Raw genomic sequence first — 20,993 nt, forward strand, 5'->3', positions numbered from 1 at the left:
AAACAAAAAACAAATAGGAGTTTTAAATCAAATAAAAGCAACAAAACCCCTGATTTTAGGACGATTAGAACAAAAAAAACTATAACAAAATTTTAGGTTACAAAATTCTATATGTTTTATAATTTTAGATACTTTTGTTGCACAAATCAATTAACTAATTAATTTTTTATAATGAAAAAAATACTTTTTTTACTTACAGCTTCTGCAGCTATAATTTCATGCAGTAAAGTTAAAGATGGAGAATACCTTATTACAGGTACTGCAAAAGGAATTGAAAACGGAAAAACAATCATTCTTCAAGGTTTAGATCCTGCTACAAGAATGTCAGTTGCGCTGGATACAGTAAAAGTTGAAAATGGAAAATTTGAAATTAAAGGAAAAGTTACTGAGCCTGCTTTCCACACTCTAATCATTCAAGGTGCTAACCAGCCATATCCATTTATATTAGAGACTGGAGAAATTAATATTGAAATTGATAAAGACAGTATTCATAAATCTAAAGTTTCTGGAACTTACAACAATGATGAGTACGTAAAATTCAACGAAGAATTAAACAAAACTCAAAAAAGCTTAATTGATTTTCAGAAAAAGAATACTCAGAAAATGCAGCAAGCTCAACAAGCTCAAGATACAGCAACTATCAACAGCTTGATGAAACAATACATGGAAATTCAAACAGAAGTACAAGCTAACAGCAAAAAGAAATACTTAGCTTATGCCGAAGGTCACCCAAAATCTTTTATTTCTGTATTGATTTTACAAGGAATGATCAATGATCCAAGTACAGATATGAAAAAAGCTGAAAGTTTATACAACGCTTTAGATGAGTCTGTAAAAAATACAACTCCTGGTAAAGAAATTAAATCTAGACTAGGTCAAGCAAAAATGCCTGCGGTTGGTGCAACAGCTCCTCCAGTTGGCAGCGCTAAATGAAGAGCAGATTTTTCGGCTCCTAACCCACAAGGAAAAGTAGTTTCGCTTAAAGAAAGCTTAGGCAAAGTAACTATTGTTGATTTCTGGGCTTCATGGTGCGGACCATGCAGAAAAGAAAACCCAAATGTTGTGGCTATTTACAAAGAGCTGCATTCAAAAGGATTAAATATTATTGGTGTGTCTTTAGATAAAGATGCTGAACACTGGAAAGAAGCTATTGCAGCTGACGGTTTAACATGGACTCATGTTTCAAACCTAAAATTCTGGGATGAACCAATTGCAAAACAATATAATGTTGAATCAATTCCGGCAACTTTTATTCTTGACGCATCAGGAAAAGTGGTTGCTCAGGATTTAAGAGGTCCAGAATTGAGAGCTAAAATATTAGAATTATTAGCAAAATAATTCTCCTTTTAAAATAAGTCAAAAAAAAATCTCCTTAGGGAGATTTTTTTGTTCTATACAGTATCATAATTTAGAAATGGAAGTTTATCAACAAAAAACAAAAACCTGGCTTAAAAAAGCTCATTTGAAGAGTTATTTAAAATTGTAATAATGCTTTTAAATTTTGCAGAAGTCAATTCTAAAACAATATTCAATATATTTTTTATGAATCTTTATTTAAATTATATCAATAAAAGTAATAGCTGCCGACTTAATTTAAGGTAAAATTAAAACATAAAGCAATGATTTTACCATAAAAATATTCCTACTTTTAGAAATAAATTAAAAAAAATACAAATTAGAGTTTTTTTATTTTATTCAATTCCAATGAATTAAAAAATAACTTTAAAATAACTTAAAATTAAGTCATTTTTTTGTTTGGAAATGTAGAAAGAGTTCCTATCTTTGCAACCGCTTAGAACAACAAAGCACAACGCTAGAGATTCGGGGAGATACTCAAGCGGCCAACGAGGGCAGACTGTAAATCTGCTGTGAAAACTTCGCAGGTTCGAATCCTGCTCTCCCCACCAAAAGGGTAAAAGAAGTAAAAAGGTCACTTTTTCAATCTTTTCAAAAACCCCTAAAAAACGTGGTAAAGCCTGCAAATCGTAAGATTCGCAGGCTTTTTTCATTTATGCTGCTTTTCATATTTTTTAAAACCGCTCAAAATCTCTATGGCAGAATCGTGGCACTTTTGGTTTCCACGAAAAACTGCCACAGAAATTGAATAAATCCCTTATAACCAAAGGGGTTAACGAGGTTAACGACTTGTTTTTTTGACGCTATAATTCTACATTTATTAATCTAAAAAGACTGAATTATGTTAGAAAACAGTTTTGGGTTAGTTTTCTTTATGAAAATAACCAGTAATGACAAAAGAATTAGAACGGTTTACTTTAGAATAACCGTAGACGGCATCCCTAAAGAAGCATCAACCAAACGCAAATGGGAGTATTCAAGATGGGACCAAAAAACCGAACGAGCGGTTGGCTCTAAAGAAGATGCAAAGTCTTTAAACTTCTTTCTTGATTCACTGACAATTAAAATCAATGAAATCAAAACTGAAATGCTCTACAGCGGAAAACATATAACTGCTGAAAAAATCATGGATCAAATTCTTGGAAGAACAGCACCAAAAATCAAGGTTCTGGAAGAATTTCAAAAGCATAATGACGAAATGAAGGCTCTTCTAGGAAAAGGATATGCAAAAGGCACTCTTGACAGGTTTACCATTACTAAAAACCATTTAACTGCTTTTATTAAATTCAAGTTTAAAAAAGAGGATGTTGAATTTGCGGATTTGAATCTCGAATTTGTTAAAGACTTTGAGTTTTATCTTAGAACAGTGCGAGACTGCAGCAATAACACTACACTAAAATACATTGCAAATTTCAAAAAGATTGTAATCCGCGCGATTGATAAGGAATTAATCACAAAGGATCCTTTTAAGAACTTTAAGGGGCGAAAAACAAAACTGGTAAAGAAACCGCTTACCACTCAGGAACTGTATGAACTGGAAAGGCATTATTTTACTACTGACAGGCTTAATGTTGTCAGGGACGTATTTGTATTCCAATGTTACACTGGACTTGCTTACATAGACGCTTACCAATTAAAGAAAAGTGATATCAAAGAAGGCATTGACGGAAACCTTTGGATTATGTCCGAAAGACAGAAAACAAACTCAACAACCAATGTCCCGCTGCTCCCTCAGGCACTTAAAATCATTGAAAAATATAAAGAACATAAGCTATGCATTCAGCGCGGAACGGTACTGCCTGTCTCATCCAATCAGAAAATGAATGAATACTTGAAAGAAGTGGCAGTTTTATGCGGATTTCCATTTACTTTAAATACTCACATCGCGCGCCGCACTTTTGGAAGCACCGTTACATTAAACAATAATGTTCCTATAAACGTAGTTAAAGAACTACTGGGCCACGCATCAGTAAAACAGACTGAAGCATACGCCATAACTGAACAGGCAACAATCGGCCGTGAAATGTCAATTCTAAATAAAAAACTCAATAAAACTGAGCCTAAAATGTCTAAGCCGGACTTGGCAGTTCTCAGTAGACTGGAAAAAGAAATCCAGGCAATCAAGAAAAAATACAACATTTCTTCTTGATAAATATTTTTAAGACATATTCAAACTTAAAAGAGGCTATCTCAAATATTTTGAGATAGCCTCTTTTTACATAGTTTTACTTCGCTCTTATAGCCAGGATGATACGAAGGGGTATACTTAACGTATCCTAGATCCTGAAGTTGTTTAAAATACTTATGATAAGTTGGCAGAGTGTTCACATGCGATAATTCCATAATTTTACTGCGACTTACTTTTATCCTCCTCCTCTGCCCCTGCTTGTATCCTAACCCCAGTATAGCTGTCAAAATTGACAGGTGCCAGACATTAAGTTTGGGATCCTTAGCGTACATAGACAAAAAACTCATTATATGGCTTTCTTTTAATCTATTAAACTTTGTCATCGCTAAAGAGTTTTTGAATATCTTCCCTGTTATAATAATAAGATCCAAGTACCTTTTTAAAACGTACTTTTTGCGAGGTTCTAAGATTCTGCACCGAGCCTGCAGAAATATCAAGCATCCTACGGACAGCTTTACTTTTCAGCCACTCAGATTCCCGCTCAATATTTTTTGGCTGAAATGCTTCCGCAACAGCAGTACGCACCGTATCGGCCATGTAAAGCCCGAACTGTCTTAAATCATCTTTCGTTATAAATTCTTCCATGAAATTCTGGTTTTACTCATTATAATATTTGATCATCTACTTTAAAACAAAACTCTGTCTACTTTCAATTTTTACAGTACAACTTATTCCAAGTGAAAATAAATACTGCTCCTTCTGTTCTTATTCTTAGTAGGCACATAAATCAAATAACCGTAGTCATCCAATTCACGCATACATTTTTGATAGGTTTTATGAGACATGATCTTAGCAATACTCTGGATTTCTATGCTGTAAGCCTGAATAGGATTTACAAAATCTTTGCTTGCACGAAATTGAAGCAGGGCTGCAAAAATTGCAATGTGAGTTGTGCTGATCCTGAAGTCATTTTCGATTGCCTGAAAAAATCCCGATAAAAGATTAAGATTTTCCATAACTGTATAAGATAAATAAACATCACATATGATGAGATTTTTTTGCGGTCTGCGACTCAATATTTTGCTGAGGCTTTAGCAACGGATTAATTTTACAGCCGTTTTTAATTTCCGCCAGACTAAGTTTCTGCATCCTGTCGTTATAAAAATTCAAGTTTTTAAAGCGTGGATTTGCTTCCAAAAAAACCTTCATTTCTCTCCCTTGTATCATAAGAAGAACTTCTTCCCTCCTGCCCTTTTTCAAAGAATCGGCCAGGGATTCAACTGCCTCATAATCATCATTTTTAAGAGGAACAGTCCTTAAAGCATCGCTTACATTGTATCCATACGATTCTGGAAACTCATGCATTCTATAATTGTCATTAAGATCCCTGTCGTTGAAGTTAAACTGTTTCCAAGTTCCGACTTTTAGGACTGCTCTCCCCGCAAGCATTCCGTATGCGTCTGCAGCGCTGAAGCCCTCAGTTTTCTCATTCTTAAAGTAATGTGTACAGCGTCTGGATGGCGACGAATCTGTGTAAAGAATTGATCTGAATCCATCAAATTGGTAAGCCCCCTGCGCATCTTTTACAAATTGAAGTGAATGTTCAAGTCTTTCATTCTCTGAGATGTGATAAGAAACAGGAATAGAAAAATTTAACTGCTGCTCCTGCATATGCTCCAATACTTTGCCATAAGCCACATGAAAACCGCTTTTTATAAGCTGTTCCTCTAAAGTTTTCTTGTTTAATTCCAAATCTTTAAGATAATCCTGTTTATCTATCCTTTGAAAAGCGACAGCACTAAGCGCTTCATTTACAAGTCTAACAATGATATTGGGATAGACTTGATGCTTCAATTTATTATATTCATGCTTAAGAAACCTGAGAGTTATTTTTTCATCTACAGCTTTCGTCTTTTTATATTTAAAAAGGAGCATCTTAAAAAATTTCAGTTTCTCTATGCCAAAAGAGCGTTCTATATTAGGGCTGTTCTGAAATAGAAATTTTAATTTTTCTTCCTTGCACTGCCAGACTTTTATCTCATTTTCTACTCTATTGTTTTCAGAAGACATAGCTGAACTCTAATTAATATTAAAACTTAAACCGATCTTCCTGCTTTTTTTGAACGGGAATTACTTTTTTTTTCTTTCTGAGAAGGCTCATCATTATTAGTGCTCTGCTCTGCACTCTTTTCTTTGGATTGGGACTGTTTCTCAGTCTTGCTTTCTCGGTCATTGATTCGCTGTAAAGAAGAATCGTAAACCTTTATGGTTTTAAACTGCGGATTAGCTTCAACGAACTGTTTTCTCTCCTCTCCGCCGACAACAAAAGTTACGGACTGAAGGTTTCCTTTTTTAAGCGAATTCATCAGATCTTCCTTGTACTGCGGTGTTAGCAGTTCTTTGATTGAATGCTTTTCCAGCGCAGCCTCCAAATCATAGCCATAGTTCTCATGATAATGCTGTAATTTGAAATTTCCATCATTTTCACTGTTTTTGAAGTCAAATTTTAACCAGCAATTATATGTTTCTCCTTCTTTAGTTTTTAAATCCTTATTAACTGATCTGCCCTCCATCAAATTATAGGCTTCTTTGAGTGTAATGCTGGTGTTATCGCTGTTTATATAAAACGTCTGCTCCAGTCCCGGCTTATTATCCTCTTTCTGGAGATTCACCTTATAGGAATTAAAAAAGTACATATCGCTCTGATCGGACTTTTTAAAATTCAGTTCAACGGTAACGGTATCCCTGTTAGGAACACCATTGTTCATAATGCCGGTATGGATCATTTTAAAATCTTTATCCCCTTTTAGGATATTCTCCCTTAATTCAGCATCGAAAGTTTCTCCGAAGCCGGTATATTTTAACTTGTCTTTCAGATACTGCACATTTTTCTCGTTCATGATCTTTACATTTTAAATTAGTACTAATTATAGGTTACCCAGTATTTCAAGATTAACCAGGTGCCTGTTCTTTATGTTAAGTTCCAGATGCCTGCCTCCATTTTTCTCAAAGACCTGCATTGTGAATTTCTTCTTTTCCGGTATCGTAAATTTAGATAAGGCAAAAACTACTATAGTTTGTGATTTGTCGGAAATCCTGCTAAATTCTCCGGTGCATAAAAGCGGTGTCATTTCTATTTCCTGAGCTGCAGTTCTTTTGGATTTTTTCTGGTCTCGGATAAAAAAACGAAGCTGGTCCACATCGTAATTAATTCTGGAATCATTCCCTAAAAACACTCTGAAATACATCACGTCCTGATGAATAAATATGCCGTCAACCTTAAACTCAATTTCTGCATTTTTTGAACCCAGTCCGCTTACCTTATTTTTCTTGGATAGAGCAAGCAGGGCATATTCTTTTATTTCTTTCTGGTTTTCGTTCTCAAGAGAAAACAGCAGCGATTTATCGTCACCAATTCGTAACCGCGCATCCACATTTAATGTAGGACACAGATCATCAAAATTTAAAATGAAACTGTAAAGATTACCGTCGGAAGTTACAACAGTCAGGTTAGTCTGTGGAAAATTCTGCTTGTCAGCTTTAAGAAGCAGTATATTTTCCACTCCTTTAGCTTTCTGCACCAGAACATCACGGCTTCCGACATCCAGGCTTTTTACCGGATACGGAAATAAAATGCTTGTGGTTTTTGAATAGCTAAGCTGTATATTATTAAATTCAGCTTTAGCATCATACTGCGCTGAAACTGAAAAACCAGCCAGAAAAATAAATGTGATAATTAGTGTCTTTAAATTTTTCATTTTCTTTTAGTTTAAAGTTATTGTTCATTCTTTTCTTTTTCATCGTAGAGAAGCACTTTGTAACCTGCCTTGACTGCTACTTTTATCAGCTTAACTTTCCTGCTTAAAAGTGATTTGGCTGCCTCCACTCCCATTCCTGCCGCCTGAGCTCCCCAAGAATCACTGACTCCTGCCAGTCCAATACTCTGCATGGACCTGTCAGCGGATGCTTTTGCTACATCCCTGTTTATGGTTCCAGGAATGTAAATGCCTTTAATGCCGTCTATATCAAAGACGGATAGTTCAACCGGGAAAATGGAATTCTGGTATTTTATGGTATTGATCTTTATTTCAAGCCTTTCTCCCTTAAGTGACGCTGTCCCAAAAACGAAACTGTTTTTTGGAATTAGTACGCCATTGATAAAAACGTCACTTGCAAGTCTGATTTTTACAATAGAACCGTTGACAATCGTCTGCGTTTCATGAACCGCTGCCTCAACTGCGTTCTGATTTTGTTCATCGTTGATTTCACCATCAAGCGAATAAAATGAATTTGCTGACTGCTCATAATTTATTTTGTTGGTCTGAAGAGAGCTCAGGTTTTGCTCTTCAGCTTTTCTGTTCACTGAAAAAACTTTTCCTTTTTGAAGCTTTGAGTTCTGACGCAGTTTCTCCTGTACACGTTCTGGGTGCTGGATATCCAGAATATTTTCCAGCATGCCGCCAAGCTGGGCAAGTTCAGGATCAGGCTCAGAAGGCGCACTCATGGCTGCCATGAGCTGTTCAAGATTTTTTAACTCGGCTGATTCACCGTGAGGCATTTTCTGGTACTGAAATTCCCTCATATCCTGACCGCTCTGATATTCTTTTGGAGGTTCCGCAATAGCTTTCTGGAGCGCTTCAAGTTTCTGGTACATCTTCTTTTCATTCTCTGGTTTGAAATAGTCTGTTTTCAGTCCGTTTTGTTTATCATTCCATGCAACCTCATCCGTATCAAAAAAACGTTTTGATTCAAGATTATCATTATCTTCCGCACCAACCGAATAATTAGGATCTTTCTTTTTTTGTTCCTGCAGTTTTATAGAATCAATTGATGCCTGGTCATAATAGCTCATTTTATCCAAACTGGAATCTTCCTTTAGTTTTGGATTTGGAAGCAGCATATTAAATCCCTTTTTTTCAGTTCCTGAAATTGGATTTTCTGTTCCTTTGCCTCCTCCAAGCACCCAGAACAGCATGGTTATAAATGGAAGAACAAGCAGTGGAAGAACCAGCATCATACTGCGATTCTTTTTCTCTCTGGCTGAAAGTGTTTTATGTTCCATAATCTTATTTTTTATAGTTAGATGAATTCGTTTCGTTGAGCTTCGGACTGCTGCTAAAATCTTCAGCGTTGGAATTTTGATTTTTAAACAAATCGATTAAGTCTGCCGCATTTATCACACTGTCAATATATCTGCTGAGATTGGATCTCTCAGCATATTTGTTAAATGGAAGATTCAGAGAATGGATATGGCCTACCTCATCACTATAAGATGGCTTAAGCACTTTTACTGCATCAATGTTCATTGATTTTTGACTTTCTGACAGAAAACCGCTCAATGCGTTATAAACACATAAAATCGTTGCAAGGGCCGCAAAAATGATTACTGAAAACTTAAGCTGTGAATTTGAAAGGTCTCTAGTCAGCCTATTCATTTTTGTTACCCACCAGAATCTGATCATCAGATATGACCTTGAAGACTTTACATTCTGTCTTTGTTTCCGCATCAGACTTCTCATGGCTTTCGATTTACTGTTCCAAGATCTTTGTTCTCAAGAGTATTGAAGCGTTCAATCAAAAACCCATGCGGATTGTTATCGCTCCTTGAAACATTTCGCAGCGTTCCTTCTGTAATCAGATTTCTGTTCAATATGCTTGTTGTCCTTATGATGTTCTGCCGGGCATAGCATTTAAAGCGATAGGGATATTCATTAATATCAATGCGGACGCTGTCTACAATAACAGTCTGGCTTATATTTCCTGATATAATTCCCGAATAATATCCGTTTTCTTTTAAATCATCGTATATGCGCTTGACAGAATTATCAGCCAGATACAAGGCCTTGGTAACATTGGCTTTAATTACTTTATCATCTGGGTCAAGGCTGAAGAAAAACTGATGGAATGTCCTGACGTGATCCCTTGCTTCAACAGGTACATTATCCTTATGGTCTGATGCAAATGCCTCAAGCGCCTTTCCATTTGCGAGGATATAAACCTTGTCGTGCATCAAAGCGACGGAACTGAAACTTTTATAAATAGAATAAGAGGTTATGGCAGCGCAGCAAAGAATAACCAGCATTGTAAATCCTCTTATATGACGAAAAGCAGTATCTATATTTTTCATTTTACTAAACATAATCGAGTGCTTTTAATTTTTAGAGTTTCCCTTGAGCTTCTCGCTCATGTAATTTCCTTTTTCCTCAAAATAAGGCGAAGCAGCTGCTGAAGATGACATGCTCTGGCTCATTCTGCCTGCTGCACTTCCCATTGAATCCATTACCATTCCTGCTGCAGTGGCAGCACCACCAATGACAGTAGAAGTTGAACCGCCAAACAAGCTTGTCACTTTCTGTCCCAATGCGCTTCCTCCTGATGCATGCACGATATAATTGGCCACGGAAGGCACAGTAAAGTACCCCACAATTCCAATAATCATGAATATTAAGTATCCGGGTTTGATAGGACATTCTTTCGGCGGATATGAGGTCAATTTCATCTTGACGCGCTCCTCTTCTTTTGCTGCTGCGGTATCAGGAGCTGGAATAAGTGATATGACCGCATATTATTTCAGTACGGAGAACAATTACAAAGGCACACAAGCTTGGCGTTTTGAGAGCCAGCAGTGGCGCATGAGGAATTCGTTTTATAATGCTAAAGAATCCTACTATGAAAACTCTCCAATCTTTCATGCTGAAAAAATAACTGCGCCGCTGCTTATCTGGTGCGGTAAGGAAGATGTTACCGTTCCTGCTTCCCAAAGCGTAGCATTATACCATGCCATGCGCAGGCTAAAAAAAGAGACGGTATTCCTGCAGTATAAGAATGAGGACCATAATCTCAAAAGCAAAGAATCCCAAAAGGATCTTAGTTTGAGAATAAAACATTGGTTTGATCATTATCTGAAAGGAGAGAAGTCCGAAAGATGGCTTAAAGAAAACCTGTAAAATAAATGCAGCCCGAAGGCTGCATTTTTTAATTAGTTTTGATCCTTAAAAAGAGGGACATTACAAGGTGCATCCGGAGAGTCTTTGTCCCAAGCGACATCTTCATTAATCCCGTAAGTACAGGTAGGACCATTGGATCTGTTGCACTCAACCTGTACTGGTTCACAGGGATCAGCAAGGGTATGAATATAAGCAGTTTGCGGTGGCAACGCTGCTCTGCTAATTTTTGCAGTATTGGTGCTTACAGCTCCAGCACTGGCTAATGCAAATCCAATCATTGGAAATGCAAGCATTTTCACAGTTGTTTTCATAATATATGGATTTAAAATTAATGATCTACTCTATTGCAGGTTTTCGATCGTTCCCCTGATACCGGCCGGTAATTTATTAGCGCCTGATATGTTTTTTAACAGGCTTTCCAAAACTGTATTTCTGTATTTTATCTCCTAAAATGCCGTAAAAGGCAGTCTGGGTAACTGTAAATTCTTTAAGCTTGTTTTTATCAGAATGGTAAACATAAAAACTGGACAGGTAATGGCCATTTTCTAAATAATACAGATCAATAGCTCCCGCAGTATTCCATACTTTTATGGACTCATGTTTGCCCATCAGCATGGACTGCACAAAAAGAACTCCCCCTTCCGCACCTATCTGCCTGTTGACCATTAAAGGAGGCGCAGCAAGCCTTGTATCACCAGAACCTTTCATAGTTACTATCTCAAGTTTTGCCTTTGAAACTGTATCGATTGTTCTGCCCCTTAAGGAGAGCTGCATTGTACTGTTTGCAGCAATAAACTCATTCCTATAATAATAGATATAAATAACTTTACCACTAGCTTTATCATAGGTAAACTGCCCGTCTGTGTCAAACACTCCATCCTGTTGCTTGATCAGAAAATCTGGAAAGAATTTGGTCTTACCCTCGTTGCCAATCTCCAGCAGTCCAGCTAAATGCTCTCCTCTTGGCGGCTTCTGTCCTCTGATGACAAAAGTGTTTCCGTTTATCACTGCTGCATCGGTAAAAAAAATCTTCTTATCCATTATGGTCTTGGCTGAAAAGTCTGAAACATTTCCCCGGAAGATTACTGGAACCATACCATCATACAGGAAAAAATAAGGATAGTCTATTCTTACTTCTGTAGACTGGAATGGATAATCATACTTGTCAAGGGTAATTTTGTGTTTGGCACTTTTACGCAGCAATGTATCAATTTCAGTAATGTAAAGCGGCGTGCTGTGATTGCCAAGATATATTTTATCTCTGTAGGATCCTGCAAAATAATAACCATAGCCGTCCAGTTTATATTCTGCTGAAAATTCTGCTGACATTGGAATAAACCTCCTGGTGAAAGGGTTCTCTTTCTGCATTGCTGATTCAGAAGAAAAAAGCAGCAGCGTAACAAAAGCTACACTTCCTAAAAGTGCTCCTAAAAGGCTGAACAAAATATTTATCGGTTTCATACAGTAAAAGTTTTAGTGGAATTTTTATACTTTTTATTCTCGATAATAAAAAATCCGGTGCCTGAAATAATCACAAATACAATATTGAAAATAATGTGGTCCCGCCAACCCAGACGCTGCAGGACGCCTCCACAAGAGCAGGGTATGTAATCACTGAAATTTAAAATGATAATAATATAGCATGTAAACATTGCCATAAGGATAAAGGATGCTAGAAGCGCAAATTTTCTGTACGGTTTCCATGCAAGAAACAAAGCCGTTAAAAGCTCTGCAATAAGAACGCTTGGAGCTGCTGCACCTGCATAAGCACTCAATACCGGAGATTGACCTAGTTCGACCCTGAAATTCTCATAATCAAGGATTTTGCTCATTGATGCATATACAAAAAGCACAATAAGACTGAAACATATTATTTCTTCTGTAATCGATAAAAATTTTACTGAAAATTTCATTTGTAGTAGCTTCATAGTTGTTATGCTAAATTAATAAGCATATTGCTTTTAAAGCTTTGCCAAAAGGTGCAGAAACTTTATCAAAAGGATAAAAAATAAAGGATGCCGCAGGCATCCTTTTAAAGTCATTTTTTTGCTGCTGCGCTCAGCTTCAGCAGCTTCTCGTTTATCTCTTCAAGCCCTCCTTTTTTTAGGCAGTCGGCTGCGAGAACTTTTAATTCCTCTTGTGTAGCACCGGAAACAAGACCCGAGAACGGCATGTCTTCCTTTACCTCGTTGCCCTTAAATCCTCCGTCGATAATCTGGTGCAATAGAAGGATTGCCTTCCTTGAAATCCTCGTATCGATCCTTACCTGCTCATTCATGCCGGGAGTGCTGAGAACCGTATCAAACACCTGGGCTACTTCATTGTTTGTCATCATACATCTAGCGTTTTAAAATTTTTAAATTAAAGTATAAAGATAGCTATACAGACTTAAGCCATCATAAGTAAAATTTACCCATGATGGTACGTAATCAATTTTCCTGTATAAATTCGTCTAAATATTTGAAGTGGTCTGAGTTTTTATACAGACTCTTTAAGATTGCCTGTCTTGCAGCAATCTGCAAGATGTCCGGTTGTATCACAACCGATATCTTGCTGCCTCTCTGCTCGGAACTCGCTGGCAGTGAAAACTGGAAGATTTGTAATGTCGAATGAAAAGGAAAAATGATGAAAGACGAGAAAAAAAACAGAAACAGATGGCTCCATCTCAGGCTCAGTGAGCAGGAATACAAGATCCTTCAGAAATATTTTGCAGAGTCGCTCAGCCCAAAACTGAGTGATTTTGCCCGAAAAAATCTGCTCCAAAAACCTGTTGTTTTAAAATACAGAAACCAGTCTCTTGATGATTTAATATCCGAATTAACAAGGCTCAGAACAGAGCTGAATCCCATTGGAAACAATTTTAATCAGGCAGTGAAAAAACTGCACTCGCTTTCACAGATTCCTGATTTAAAAATGTGGATTCTGGGTTTTGAAACAGATAAAAAAATGCTGTTCAATTCTATTGAAGATATTAAAATAACTATCCGAAATCTTGCTGAAAAATGGTTGCAGTCATAAATACGGGGTCATCAGTCAGAAGCATTTTCAATTACAATGAAAATAAAATGGAAGCAGGAAAAGCAGAACTTATAGGAGAAGGAAATTATCCTGCTGAAGCCTCCGAGCTTCGTAAGGACTTAAGGTTGAAACTGCTTTTACAACAGCTCGAATTAAATACAAATGTCAAGCGCGGAAGCGTTCACATATCGCTAAATTTCGATTCCTCTGAAAGCAATATTTCAAAGGAAAAGCTGATGGAAATTGCGCATTCTTATATGGAAAAAATCGGGTTCGGATTCCAGCCGTATCTGGTCTACCAGCATTATGATGCAGGACATCCCCATATCCATATCGTCTCTGTAAAAGTGAAGTCTGACGGAAAGAGAATTGACATGCAGAACATTGGCAGGAACCAATCTGAAACAGCTCGTAAAGAAATTGAAAAGGCATTCAACCTTGTTCCTGCAAAGGGCAGACAAAAGGAAAAAATACTAAATATAAAACCTGTGCAAAGCAGTGTTATAAAGTATGGAACAGCTGAAACTAAAAAATCAGTTGCTGCTGTGTTAAACGCAATAATTCCTAATTATAAATATACCACCCTAGGAGAATTAAATGCAGTGCTGAATCTTTATAACGTTACCGCTGTGCAGGGTAGCAAAGATTCAAGAATGTTTCTCCATAAAGGTCTGGTTTACCAGATTCTTAACGATAAAAAGCAGCCTGTGGGCGTTCCCTTAAAAGCCAGCAGTTTTTACATGAAACCTACCCTTAAAAATCTGGAATTAAAATTTGCTGCAAATAAAACAAGCCGCAATCCACATTTAAAAAGAGTAAAAAATGCAGTTGATCTCGCCTTTATGCATAACAGAATAAAGTCAGCTTTTGATCTTGACAGAATTCTGATAAAAGATGGAATCAAGACCGCTGAACGAAGAAATGAACAGGGGATTCTTTATGGCTTAACCTATATAGACCATAAAACAAAATGTGTATTTAACGGGAGCTCTCTGGGAAAAACTTACTCAGCTTCCGGCATAGAAGAACGCTGCTGCCTCGAAGGTTTTAACACCGGCAGAGCCGCCGTTGAAATTCTTGAGGATAATGCATTAAAAAATAAACCATCGCAGTCCTCATTTATTTCCGCTGGCGAGCTTCAAAAGATAATTGATTCGGTGCTGCAGCCTGAGTTTTCCGCTGATTTTATTCCCTCTCAGCTGAAAAGAAAAAAGAAACGAAAAAAAGGAAAAGGACAGTCCGATTATTAACTAAAAAAACTAAGACTATGCAGACAGGTGAAAATGAACAGGCGCTTAGAAAAATTTTGGATATGACAAGGCTTATCAGCATGATATTGTTAGGTCTTCATTTCTATTATTACGGATATAATGTGTTTAAAATATGGGGACTTGCATGCAGTTTTGCCGATAAAATATTAGCCAATATTTTTCACACAGGACTTTTTGATTATTTTCATTTGTCCAAGCTCTTTTCTTTGGGATTTTTATGCATTTCCCTGCTTGGAGCAAAGGGCAGAAAAAATGAAAAGCTGGACTTTAAAACTGCGTTTTTTTATATTGTTTTGGGACTCTTAACTTATTTTTTGAGTTACTTTTTTCTCATCACGAAGTCCACTGTGGAAAATAAATTGGTTCTCTATATGCTGTTCACCGCTGCTGGATATCTGCTCCTGCTGTCAGGGGGAACACTTCTTTCTAGAATCATAAGAAGAAATCTCAGCCGCAAGGATATTTTCAACAGCGAAAATGAAACATTTCCGCAGGAAGAAAGGCTTCTTGAAAATGAATATTCTATTAACCTGCCGGCACAATATAATTTAAAAAACAAAGTACGAAAAAGCTGGATCAATATCATAAATCCTTTTCGGGGAATCTTGGTTGCAGGAACCCCTGGCTCTGGAAAATCCTATTTCGTCATCCGTCATATCATAACCCAGCACATACGCAAAGGCTTCTCAATGTTTGTATATGATTTTAAGTTTGATGACCTCAGCATAATAGCCTATAATACCTGGCTTGAGAATAAGCATCTATACAAGGTTGAACCCAGATTCTATGTCATAAATTTTGATGACCTGAGCCGTACGCACAGATGCAATCCCCTTGATCCAAAATCAATGGAAGACATAACAGATGCAGCTGAATCAGCACGTACCATACTTCTGGGATTAAACCGCGAATGGATAAAAAAACAGGGAGACTTTTTCGTTGAATCGCCAATCAATTTTCTTTCTGCTGTAATATGGTATCTGCGTAAATATAATAACGGTGAATTCTGCACTCTGCCTCATGTAATTGAACTCATGCAGGTTGAATATAACAGCCTTTTTACTCTGCTGAGAACTGAAAAAGAAATAGAGATTCTGATAGATCCATTTGTCAGTGCCTACCTTCAGAATGTCATGGAGCAGCTGGAGGGACAGATAGCATCTGCTAAGATATCTATGGCAAGGCTTTCCAGTGCACAGCTTTACTATGTGCTCTCTGGAAATGACTTCACACTTGACATTAATAATCCTGCTGACCCTAAGATTGTCTGCATGGGAAACAACCCGCTAAAAATCCAGACCTATGGTGCCGTTCTCTCACTTTATGTAAGCAGGCTCATCAAGCAGGTGAACCAGAAAGACAGGATTAAAAGCAGTCTCATATTTGATGAATTCCCGACTATTTATCTCAATAATATGGACAGCCTTATAGCTACAGCCAGAAGCAATAAGGTAAGCACATGTTTGGGTATTCAGGACTTCAGCCAGCTTCGTAAAGATTACGGCCGCGAGCAGGCTGACGTCATATTAAACATTACCGGAAATATCATCAGCGGACAGGTAAATGGTGATACTGCAAAACAGCTCTCCGAACGCTTTGGAAAAATAATGCAGGATCGTGAGAGCATTTCCATAAACAGCTCAGATACGTCCATCAGCAGATCAAAACAACTGGAAGCTGCCGTGCCTGCTTCGAAGATTTCCTGTTTGAGTTCCGGTGAATTTGTCGGCATTACAGCCGATAACCCAGACTGTAAAATTGAACTCAAAGCATTCCATTCGGAAATAATCAATAATCACGAGCAGCTTAAAAAAGAAGAAGACTCATATCAGGGAATTAGCCCGGTGCGTATTATTAACAATACCATGATTGAACGCAATTATCTGCAGATTAAAGAGGATATCTCCGAAATTGTAAATTCAGAATTTGAGCGTATATTGCACGACCCTGCACTTTCTCATTTGATTATCAAAAAAAAGAAATAATTCTTTCATACTTCTGATATTCACTTTACATGCAACTCCTTTTTACCTAATTTTGTACTGATGAATTCCGAAGTAGCTAAACGATATTTCATCTATAAATGCTAATTAAATATACTTTAGGAATTATATCCCATTCATATTTCTTGGACACTATGAAAAGAAAAATTGATATCACTATTAGTATTTGTCTTTAAAACATTGAATATAATTCATGACAGTATACACGTCCCCTGAATTTATATTTCTGCTTAAAGAACAATTTATCCGCATCATCAAAACCTTCTCTTATGCAACTAGCTAAAACCCTAATATTAGGAGGAATTTGATGCTCTTTAAATTTTTTCTGTTTTGCTTTTTCTAGTGTAATAAATGACAATATTCCTAAGCTAAAACTCAGTTCAGGAACGAGTCTCAAAATAAAACTTCGGGCTTTTATCAAATACAAGCTTTTATCTGGTGTTTTAGGATCCGGAATAATATCATTTATCTCTTTTATTGTTTTGCCTTCTACATATTTTTTTAAAATTTCACACACAACAGGAAGTTTCTCAAGTATTTCCTTGTCGCTATGAACCTTACTTAGTTGCATACCACAAGCTTTTCTAATTTGATCGCGCGTATTAGGTTTGGTGAAAATTCGGCCTAGGAATTTTTCATCCTTACCTAGCCACTTGAAAAACCAATCTATGAATTCAGATATTGAATAATTAATAAATTTTTCAAAATCCTCTTCATCTATATTCTCCGAAAGTTGTAAAATTAACGTTGGGTCCACACCCGTTTTAAAGCTGACTTCTTTTGTCCACAGAACATCTTCTGACAAATCATCTAATTGTTTTCTTCTTTCTAAAAATTTTTCAATCTGACTTTCAAAACTTTCAGATTTCAACTCTTTTTCTGCTTTAAAAGCATACAAAGAATTCCTCAAAAGCACTCTTGTATCAAATTCTGAAAGTTTTTCTGCTTTAAATCTATATAAGATATTTGCCTGATTTACATCGAGTGCTTCTGCATCGTCTTGAAGGGAATCAAGCAGATATTCTAAGGGGTCCTCAATTTTAAGACATTGGTCGCCTTTTGAAAACACACGCTTTTTTAAATCCCACCATCTACTGGAAATCACTAAATCCCGCATCGTTACTATATCGCCAGGTATTAAGATAACCGCTCCCTGTGATGAGAGACCCGCTCTTCCTGCTCTTCCTGCCGCATTCAATAGATCATGCGGTTTAACTGGTTCTCTATACCCTAATTCATCATCAAATCTATCATCACCCGCTATAATTACTATTTCTGCCGGTAGGTTAATTCCTTGGGCCAAAGTTGCAGTCGCCACCATCACGACAGCACCATCAGCTATTTTATAATATTCTTCAATTAAATTCCTTTCAGCAGGAAGAAGAAGTCCATGATGCACACTTACATTGTACTGCATGTAAAAATAGGAATGTTCTATTGCGCCTAATTCTTTAGCTAAAAGTTCAATTTCTTTATCTTTTTCTTTACAAAAATCGGTAAAACTATTTTCTCGATCTAAGTTGTTATTGATCTTTTTCCAGGTCGAGTTTGCTATTTTAGGATCATCTACAAAAACCAATGTTTTGAGCCCCAATCTCGCAAAATGGATTGCCAGTTTCGAAGCAACTTCATTTCTATTACTTGTTAACTGCCATTTTTTATTTATATCAAGCGCCACCTTACTATTAATAATAGATGTTCTCAAATAATCACTATCAGCAGTCGTTTCCCAAATATTTTTCAAACTGAAAAAACAGTATGGCATGATCTTCATTTCTCTTTTTAAACCTAATGACGGACCAATGGTATCACCTCTGTACCTAGCTTCATTGCATAAATTCCGTAGATCCGAAATCTCGCTTTCCTCAAAAACAATACATCCGTGGAGCTGTCTTGTTGGTTTCCACGAAGAGTTAAAGAGAAGGCATTCGCGATTGGTGATTTTTTCCACCCAAGAACATATCTCTTGGCCATTTTCAACCATTGCAGAGATCAACAAATAATCTGAATGTGGAATTAAGGTAAATAGCGACAGCAAACAGTACATCGCATCTATTGAACGTCTATCTTTTTTTATATCTGTTCCGTGAATTAAATGAAATTCATCAAAAACAACCAAACCAACATGATGGAATATCTCAGGATATAGATTAATTATGGTGAGACATCGTTCGGGTGTCATTACCAAAAAAGGGAAATTATTAAATTCTGCAAATTCAGTATATTCTCCATCAAATTCAAAATCCTCAGGATCGTAGTCTTCAAAAAGGTCCTTTAAATTTCTCTTTACCTGATCTTCTAAGGCATGTGTCGGCACCAAATAGATTGTTTTTTTTCCAGAGTATGCAGTTGAAGCGATCTTTAGCTCCGACAGTGTTGACTTCCCTGCTCCTGTAGGCAACGTTAAGACTGCAGATGTTCCAGGCTGTAAAAATTGCGTAGCAACTGCATCCTTATGATTTTCCCACAAATATGGACGTTGTGCTGCCAGCTTGCTTAAAAATTTATTCCAAAATCCGCTATCGACACCATCGGGAGTAGGAATATTGATAACTCCTCTACCAGTTATATCACTTCCCAAAATTTTTAGAAGTCGTGCTAACCTATATGGTCCAGCAAAGACACTTTTCTGACCCAAAAATGCTTCTTCCGAGATAGACAATTCTATTACGTTATCAAAATGTACTTCGTGATCTAATATTTCTTTTCCTGTTAAGGAGGAGGCAATAGACACAATTCCCAATCCCAGTTCCCTCCACAGAAAATTTAAAGCTATATCTTCCAGATCAGAATCAATAGAAATTTCTTTTTCACTGAAACTAGCTTTAGAGATGAAAGATAATCTCCCTTTCGCCAATTCAACTATTGAAGCTACAAGTCTCTGCTGTGTCAAATTTAAGATCTTTGATTCAGGCAGTGAATTGGTCATCTCTGCAGCATCTGCCTGACTGTTTCCAATCAAAAACAGTATAATTGAAGCAATATATCTTGATATTACATCCGCATCTAATATTTTACCTGACTTGACGTCCTCCGATAAGGTTATTTTATATAATAAGCTGTTAGCTGTTGCGGCTACAAAAGCAATGGACTCTTTTTGCTCGTGATTTGGAATGCTAATAAGAATGGTTTCTAAATTGTTCGCTAATTTCTGTAGCAACATGAGGGAATTTAAAAGACCATCATTTTCTAAATTTACATCTCCCTCAGTGATTTGTCGCCTCAAACTAACAACCTGCGCATAAATTCTCGTCAATTCCTGGGGCAGCCTTTCAATATCAATATCTCCGATCTGTGGAATGTCTTTAATTTTTTCTTCTGTCTTACTATTATACATCCTAGCTTTTTTTTGATTCAAGATAAGTAATTACTTTATTAGCAAAATCATTCATCCATACCCTCATATCTTCGATGTGTATGCTGGAAGCACTTCTTCTGACCGAGGAGTCCCCTTCAACTGATTTATCATAATTTAAAAATAAACTTATCCTGCCTTCCAAGGGATTGTGGTCTGCATTTCTTGTTATCCCAATTCTATAGAGACGAAATTTATTTTCAAAGATATCATTCTGCACTTTTTCTAAAATTTCTCCCGCATTTAATCCGCCAATTAGACTCGAAATGATTCCTACAAGTGCATTATCTTTGGCGCCCTTCTCAAATTCTTTAAATTCTGGAAAAACCTGCGTAACAATTTTATTTCTAGGATTAGCTGTACATTTATCTTCTGTAATTATAATATTTTCAATTGTATCATCTGAATTAAGAGTGATAGCTAACCCATCAATACCATGCTGTGCGGGAGCAAAATGTGGATAATTAGAAAAGAATGGTACTGCAGATTTGCTTTTCGCAAGAACGATCCATGAAATCATTTGAAAAAGCCAGCCATCACGTTTGGAAGCACTGGTAGATCTAATTTTTGCGATTATCTGATCTATAGAATCATTTTTTTGAACAGGAAAAGTAGTAGACAAGGACCTAATTATTCTTAATATATGATGATGATGACCTAACAGCATTTCTCCAACAAATTGCGCCAATAAATCCTTATCGACTATCTCATATTCATTATCTACAAATGAGGGTGAACCATTTATTACATTAAATTTAAAAGGCATATTAAATTTTATTATTTAGAAAATATTCTTCCAGCTCCCGATGCGGTGCTCGTTTCAAAAATAGTCATATCCAATTGATTCAACTTAAGTAAAAATACTTGATTTACCATTACAGCAAGAAAAATACTCGTCGATACTGTTTATGTGCA

Annotated in this window: 21 protein-coding genes, 1 tRNA gene and 1 pseudogene; 8 read left to right on the forward strand and 15 right to left on the reverse strand. The window is 36.6% G+C overall.

Translation table 11 applies throughout. The annotated features are described in order from the left end of the window. Positions 1–171 precede the first annotated feature (171 nt). The 4 genes and pseudogenes from PQ462_RS15290 (at position 172) to PQ462_RS15305 (ending at position 3,505) form a co-directional block, all read left to right on the forward strand. A complete protein-coding gene (locus tag PQ462_RS15290; protein ID WP_012026317.1) occupies positions 172–933 on the forward strand; it encodes a DUF4369 domain-containing protein in 762 nt (253 codons plus the stop codon). Positions 934–951: 18 nt separating this feature from the next. Beyond that, a pseudogene (locus tag PQ462_RS15295) lies at positions 952–1,338 on the forward strand (peroxiredoxin family protein); the annotation flags it as partial. A 485-nt stretch (positions 1,339–1,823) separates the two neighbouring features. Then, a tRNA-Tyr gene (locus PQ462_RS15300) sits at positions 1,824–1,907 on the forward strand. Between the two features lie 290 nt (positions 1,908–2,197). Further along, positions 2,198–3,505, forward strand: coding sequence for a site-specific integrase (locus PQ462_RS15305; RefSeq protein ID WP_274250638.1), 1,308 nt, complete (start codon positions 2,198–2,200; stop codon positions 3,503–3,505). A gap of 348 nt (positions 3,506–3,853) precedes the next feature. Here PQ462_RS15305 and PQ462_RS15310 read toward each other — a convergent pair whose 3' ends face one another. From PQ462_RS15310 to PQ462_RS15350, 9 genes are all read right to left on the reverse strand, one after another. Beyond that, positions 3,854–4,129, reverse strand: a complete 276-nt coding sequence (locus PQ462_RS15310) for a DNA-binding protein (RefSeq protein WP_184160586.1) — start codon at positions 4,127–4,129, stop codon at positions 3,854–3,856. A gap of 83 nt (positions 4,130–4,212) precedes the next feature. Next, positions 4,213–4,500: a hypothetical protein gene (locus PQ462_RS15315; protein ID WP_184160584.1), complete on the reverse strand. Its 288-nt coding sequence runs from the start codon at positions 4,498–4,500 to the stop codon at positions 4,213–4,215. Between the two features lie 22 nt (positions 4,501–4,522). Continuing rightward, complete coding sequence (locus PQ462_RS15320; protein WP_184160582.1) at positions 4,523–5,554, reverse strand: hypothetical protein; 1,032 nt, start codon at positions 5,552–5,554, stop codon at positions 4,523–4,525. Positions 5,555–5,580: 26 nt separating this feature from the next. Continuing rightward, positions 5,581–6,384 (reverse strand): hypothetical protein, encoded by an 804-nt coding sequence (locus PQ462_RS15325; protein ID WP_184160580.1) that lies wholly within the window; start codon positions 6,382–6,384, stop codon positions 5,581–5,583. A gap of 27 nt (positions 6,385–6,411) precedes the next feature. Further along, a complete protein-coding gene (gene traN, locus PQ462_RS15330) occupies positions 6,412–7,242 on the reverse strand; it encodes a conjugative transposon protein TraN (protein ID WP_274250639.1) in 831 nt (276 codons plus the stop codon). Positions 7,243–7,259: 17 nt separating this feature from the next. Further along, on the reverse strand, positions 7,260–8,546 hold the full coding sequence (traM, locus tag PQ462_RS15335) for a conjugative transposon protein TraM (protein ID WP_274250640.1): 1,287 nt from the start codon (positions 8,544–8,546) through the stop codon (positions 7,260–7,262). 4 nt (positions 8,547–8,550) lie between these two features. Beyond that, positions 8,551–8,919: a hypothetical protein gene (locus PQ462_RS15340; RefSeq protein WP_274250641.1), complete on the reverse strand. Its 369-nt coding sequence runs from the start codon at positions 8,917–8,919 to the stop codon at positions 8,551–8,553. An 80-nt stretch (positions 8,920–8,999) separates the two neighbouring features. Further along, a complete protein-coding gene (gene traK, locus PQ462_RS15345) occupies positions 9,000–9,623 on the reverse strand; it encodes a conjugative transposon protein TraK (protein ID WP_274250642.1) in 624 nt (207 codons plus the stop codon). A gap of 12 nt (positions 9,624–9,635) precedes the next feature. Continuing rightward, a complete protein-coding gene (locus PQ462_RS15350) occupies positions 9,636–9,908 on the reverse strand; it encodes a hypothetical protein (RefSeq protein ID WP_274250643.1) in 273 nt (90 codons plus the stop codon). A gap of 13 nt (positions 9,909–9,921) precedes the next feature. On the opposite strand from PQ462_RS15350, the gene PQ462_RS15355 reads away from it, so the two are divergent. Continuing rightward, positions 9,922–10,431 carry an alpha/beta hydrolase family protein gene (locus PQ462_RS15355; protein ID WP_274250644.1) on the forward strand — a complete coding sequence of 170 codons (510 nt, stop codon included), beginning with the start codon at positions 9,922–9,924 and terminating at the stop codon, positions 10,429–10,431. Between the two features lie 32 nt (positions 10,432–10,463). Here the strand turns inward: PQ462_RS15355 and PQ462_RS15360 are convergent, their stop codons facing one another. The 4 genes from PQ462_RS15360 to PQ462_RS15375 form a co-directional block, all read right to left on the reverse strand. Further along, positions 10,464–10,742 carry a hypothetical protein gene (locus PQ462_RS15360; protein WP_274250645.1) on the reverse strand — a complete coding sequence of 93 codons (279 nt, stop codon included), beginning with the start codon at positions 10,740–10,742 and terminating at the stop codon, positions 10,464–10,466. Positions 10,743–10,818: 76 nt separating this feature from the next. Further along, positions 10,819–11,892: a hypothetical protein gene (locus PQ462_RS15365; RefSeq protein ID WP_274250646.1), complete on the reverse strand. Its 1,074-nt coding sequence runs from the start codon at positions 11,890–11,892 to the stop codon at positions 10,819–10,821. Beyond that, positions 11,889–12,344, reverse strand: a complete 456-nt coding sequence (locus PQ462_RS15370) for a MauE/DoxX family redox-associated membrane protein (RefSeq protein ID WP_274250647.1) — start codon at positions 12,342–12,344, stop codon at positions 11,889–11,891. Before PQ462_RS15370 ends, PQ462_RS15365 begins: the two co-directional genes overlap by 4 nt. A gap of 125 nt (positions 12,345–12,469) precedes the next feature. Further along, entirely contained in the window at positions 12,470–12,766 is a 297-nt protein-coding gene (locus tag PQ462_RS15375; protein WP_274250648.1) for a hypothetical protein, read from the reverse strand. A gap of 290 nt (positions 12,767–13,056) precedes the next feature. Here PQ462_RS15375 and PQ462_RS15380 point away from each other — a divergent pair, with 290 nt between their 5' ends. The 3 genes from PQ462_RS15380 to mobC are packed head-to-tail and all read left to right on the forward strand — an operon-like array spanning position 13,057 to position 16,705. Then, on the forward strand, positions 13,057–13,449 hold the full coding sequence (locus PQ462_RS15380; protein ID WP_274250649.1) for a plasmid mobilization protein: 393 nt from the start codon (positions 13,057–13,059) through the stop codon (positions 13,447–13,449). 47 nt (positions 13,450–13,496) lie between these two features. Further along, positions 13,497–14,699: a relaxase/mobilization nuclease domain-containing protein gene (locus PQ462_RS15385; RefSeq protein WP_337992963.1), complete on the forward strand. Its 1,203-nt coding sequence runs from the start codon at positions 13,497–13,499 to the stop codon at positions 14,697–14,699. 17 nt (positions 14,700–14,716) lie between these two features. Beyond that, on the forward strand, positions 14,717–16,705 hold the full coding sequence (gene mobC, locus PQ462_RS15390; RefSeq protein WP_274250651.1) for a conjugal transfer protein MobC: 1,989 nt from the start codon (positions 14,717–14,719) through the stop codon (positions 16,703–16,705). A 190-nt stretch (positions 16,706–16,895) separates the two neighbouring features. On the opposite strand, the gene PQ462_RS15395 is transcribed toward mobC, so the two are convergent. Further along, on the reverse strand, positions 16,896–20,060 hold the full coding sequence (locus PQ462_RS15395) for a DEAD/DEAH box helicase (RefSeq protein ID WP_184160568.1): 3,165 nt from the start codon (positions 20,058–20,060) through the stop codon (positions 16,896–16,898). Between the two features lies 1 nt (position 20,061). Then, a complete protein-coding gene (locus PQ462_RS15400) occupies positions 20,062–20,844 on the reverse strand; it encodes a hypothetical protein (RefSeq protein WP_184160566.1) in 783 nt (260 codons plus the stop codon). Positions 20,845–20,993: the final 149 nt, after the last annotated feature.

Source organism: Flavobacterium sp. KACC 22758 (assembly GCF_028736135.1).
In the GTDB taxonomy this organism is placed as follows: Bacteria; Bacteroidota; Bacteroidia; order Flavobacteriales; family Flavobacteriaceae; genus Flavobacterium; species Flavobacterium johnsoniae.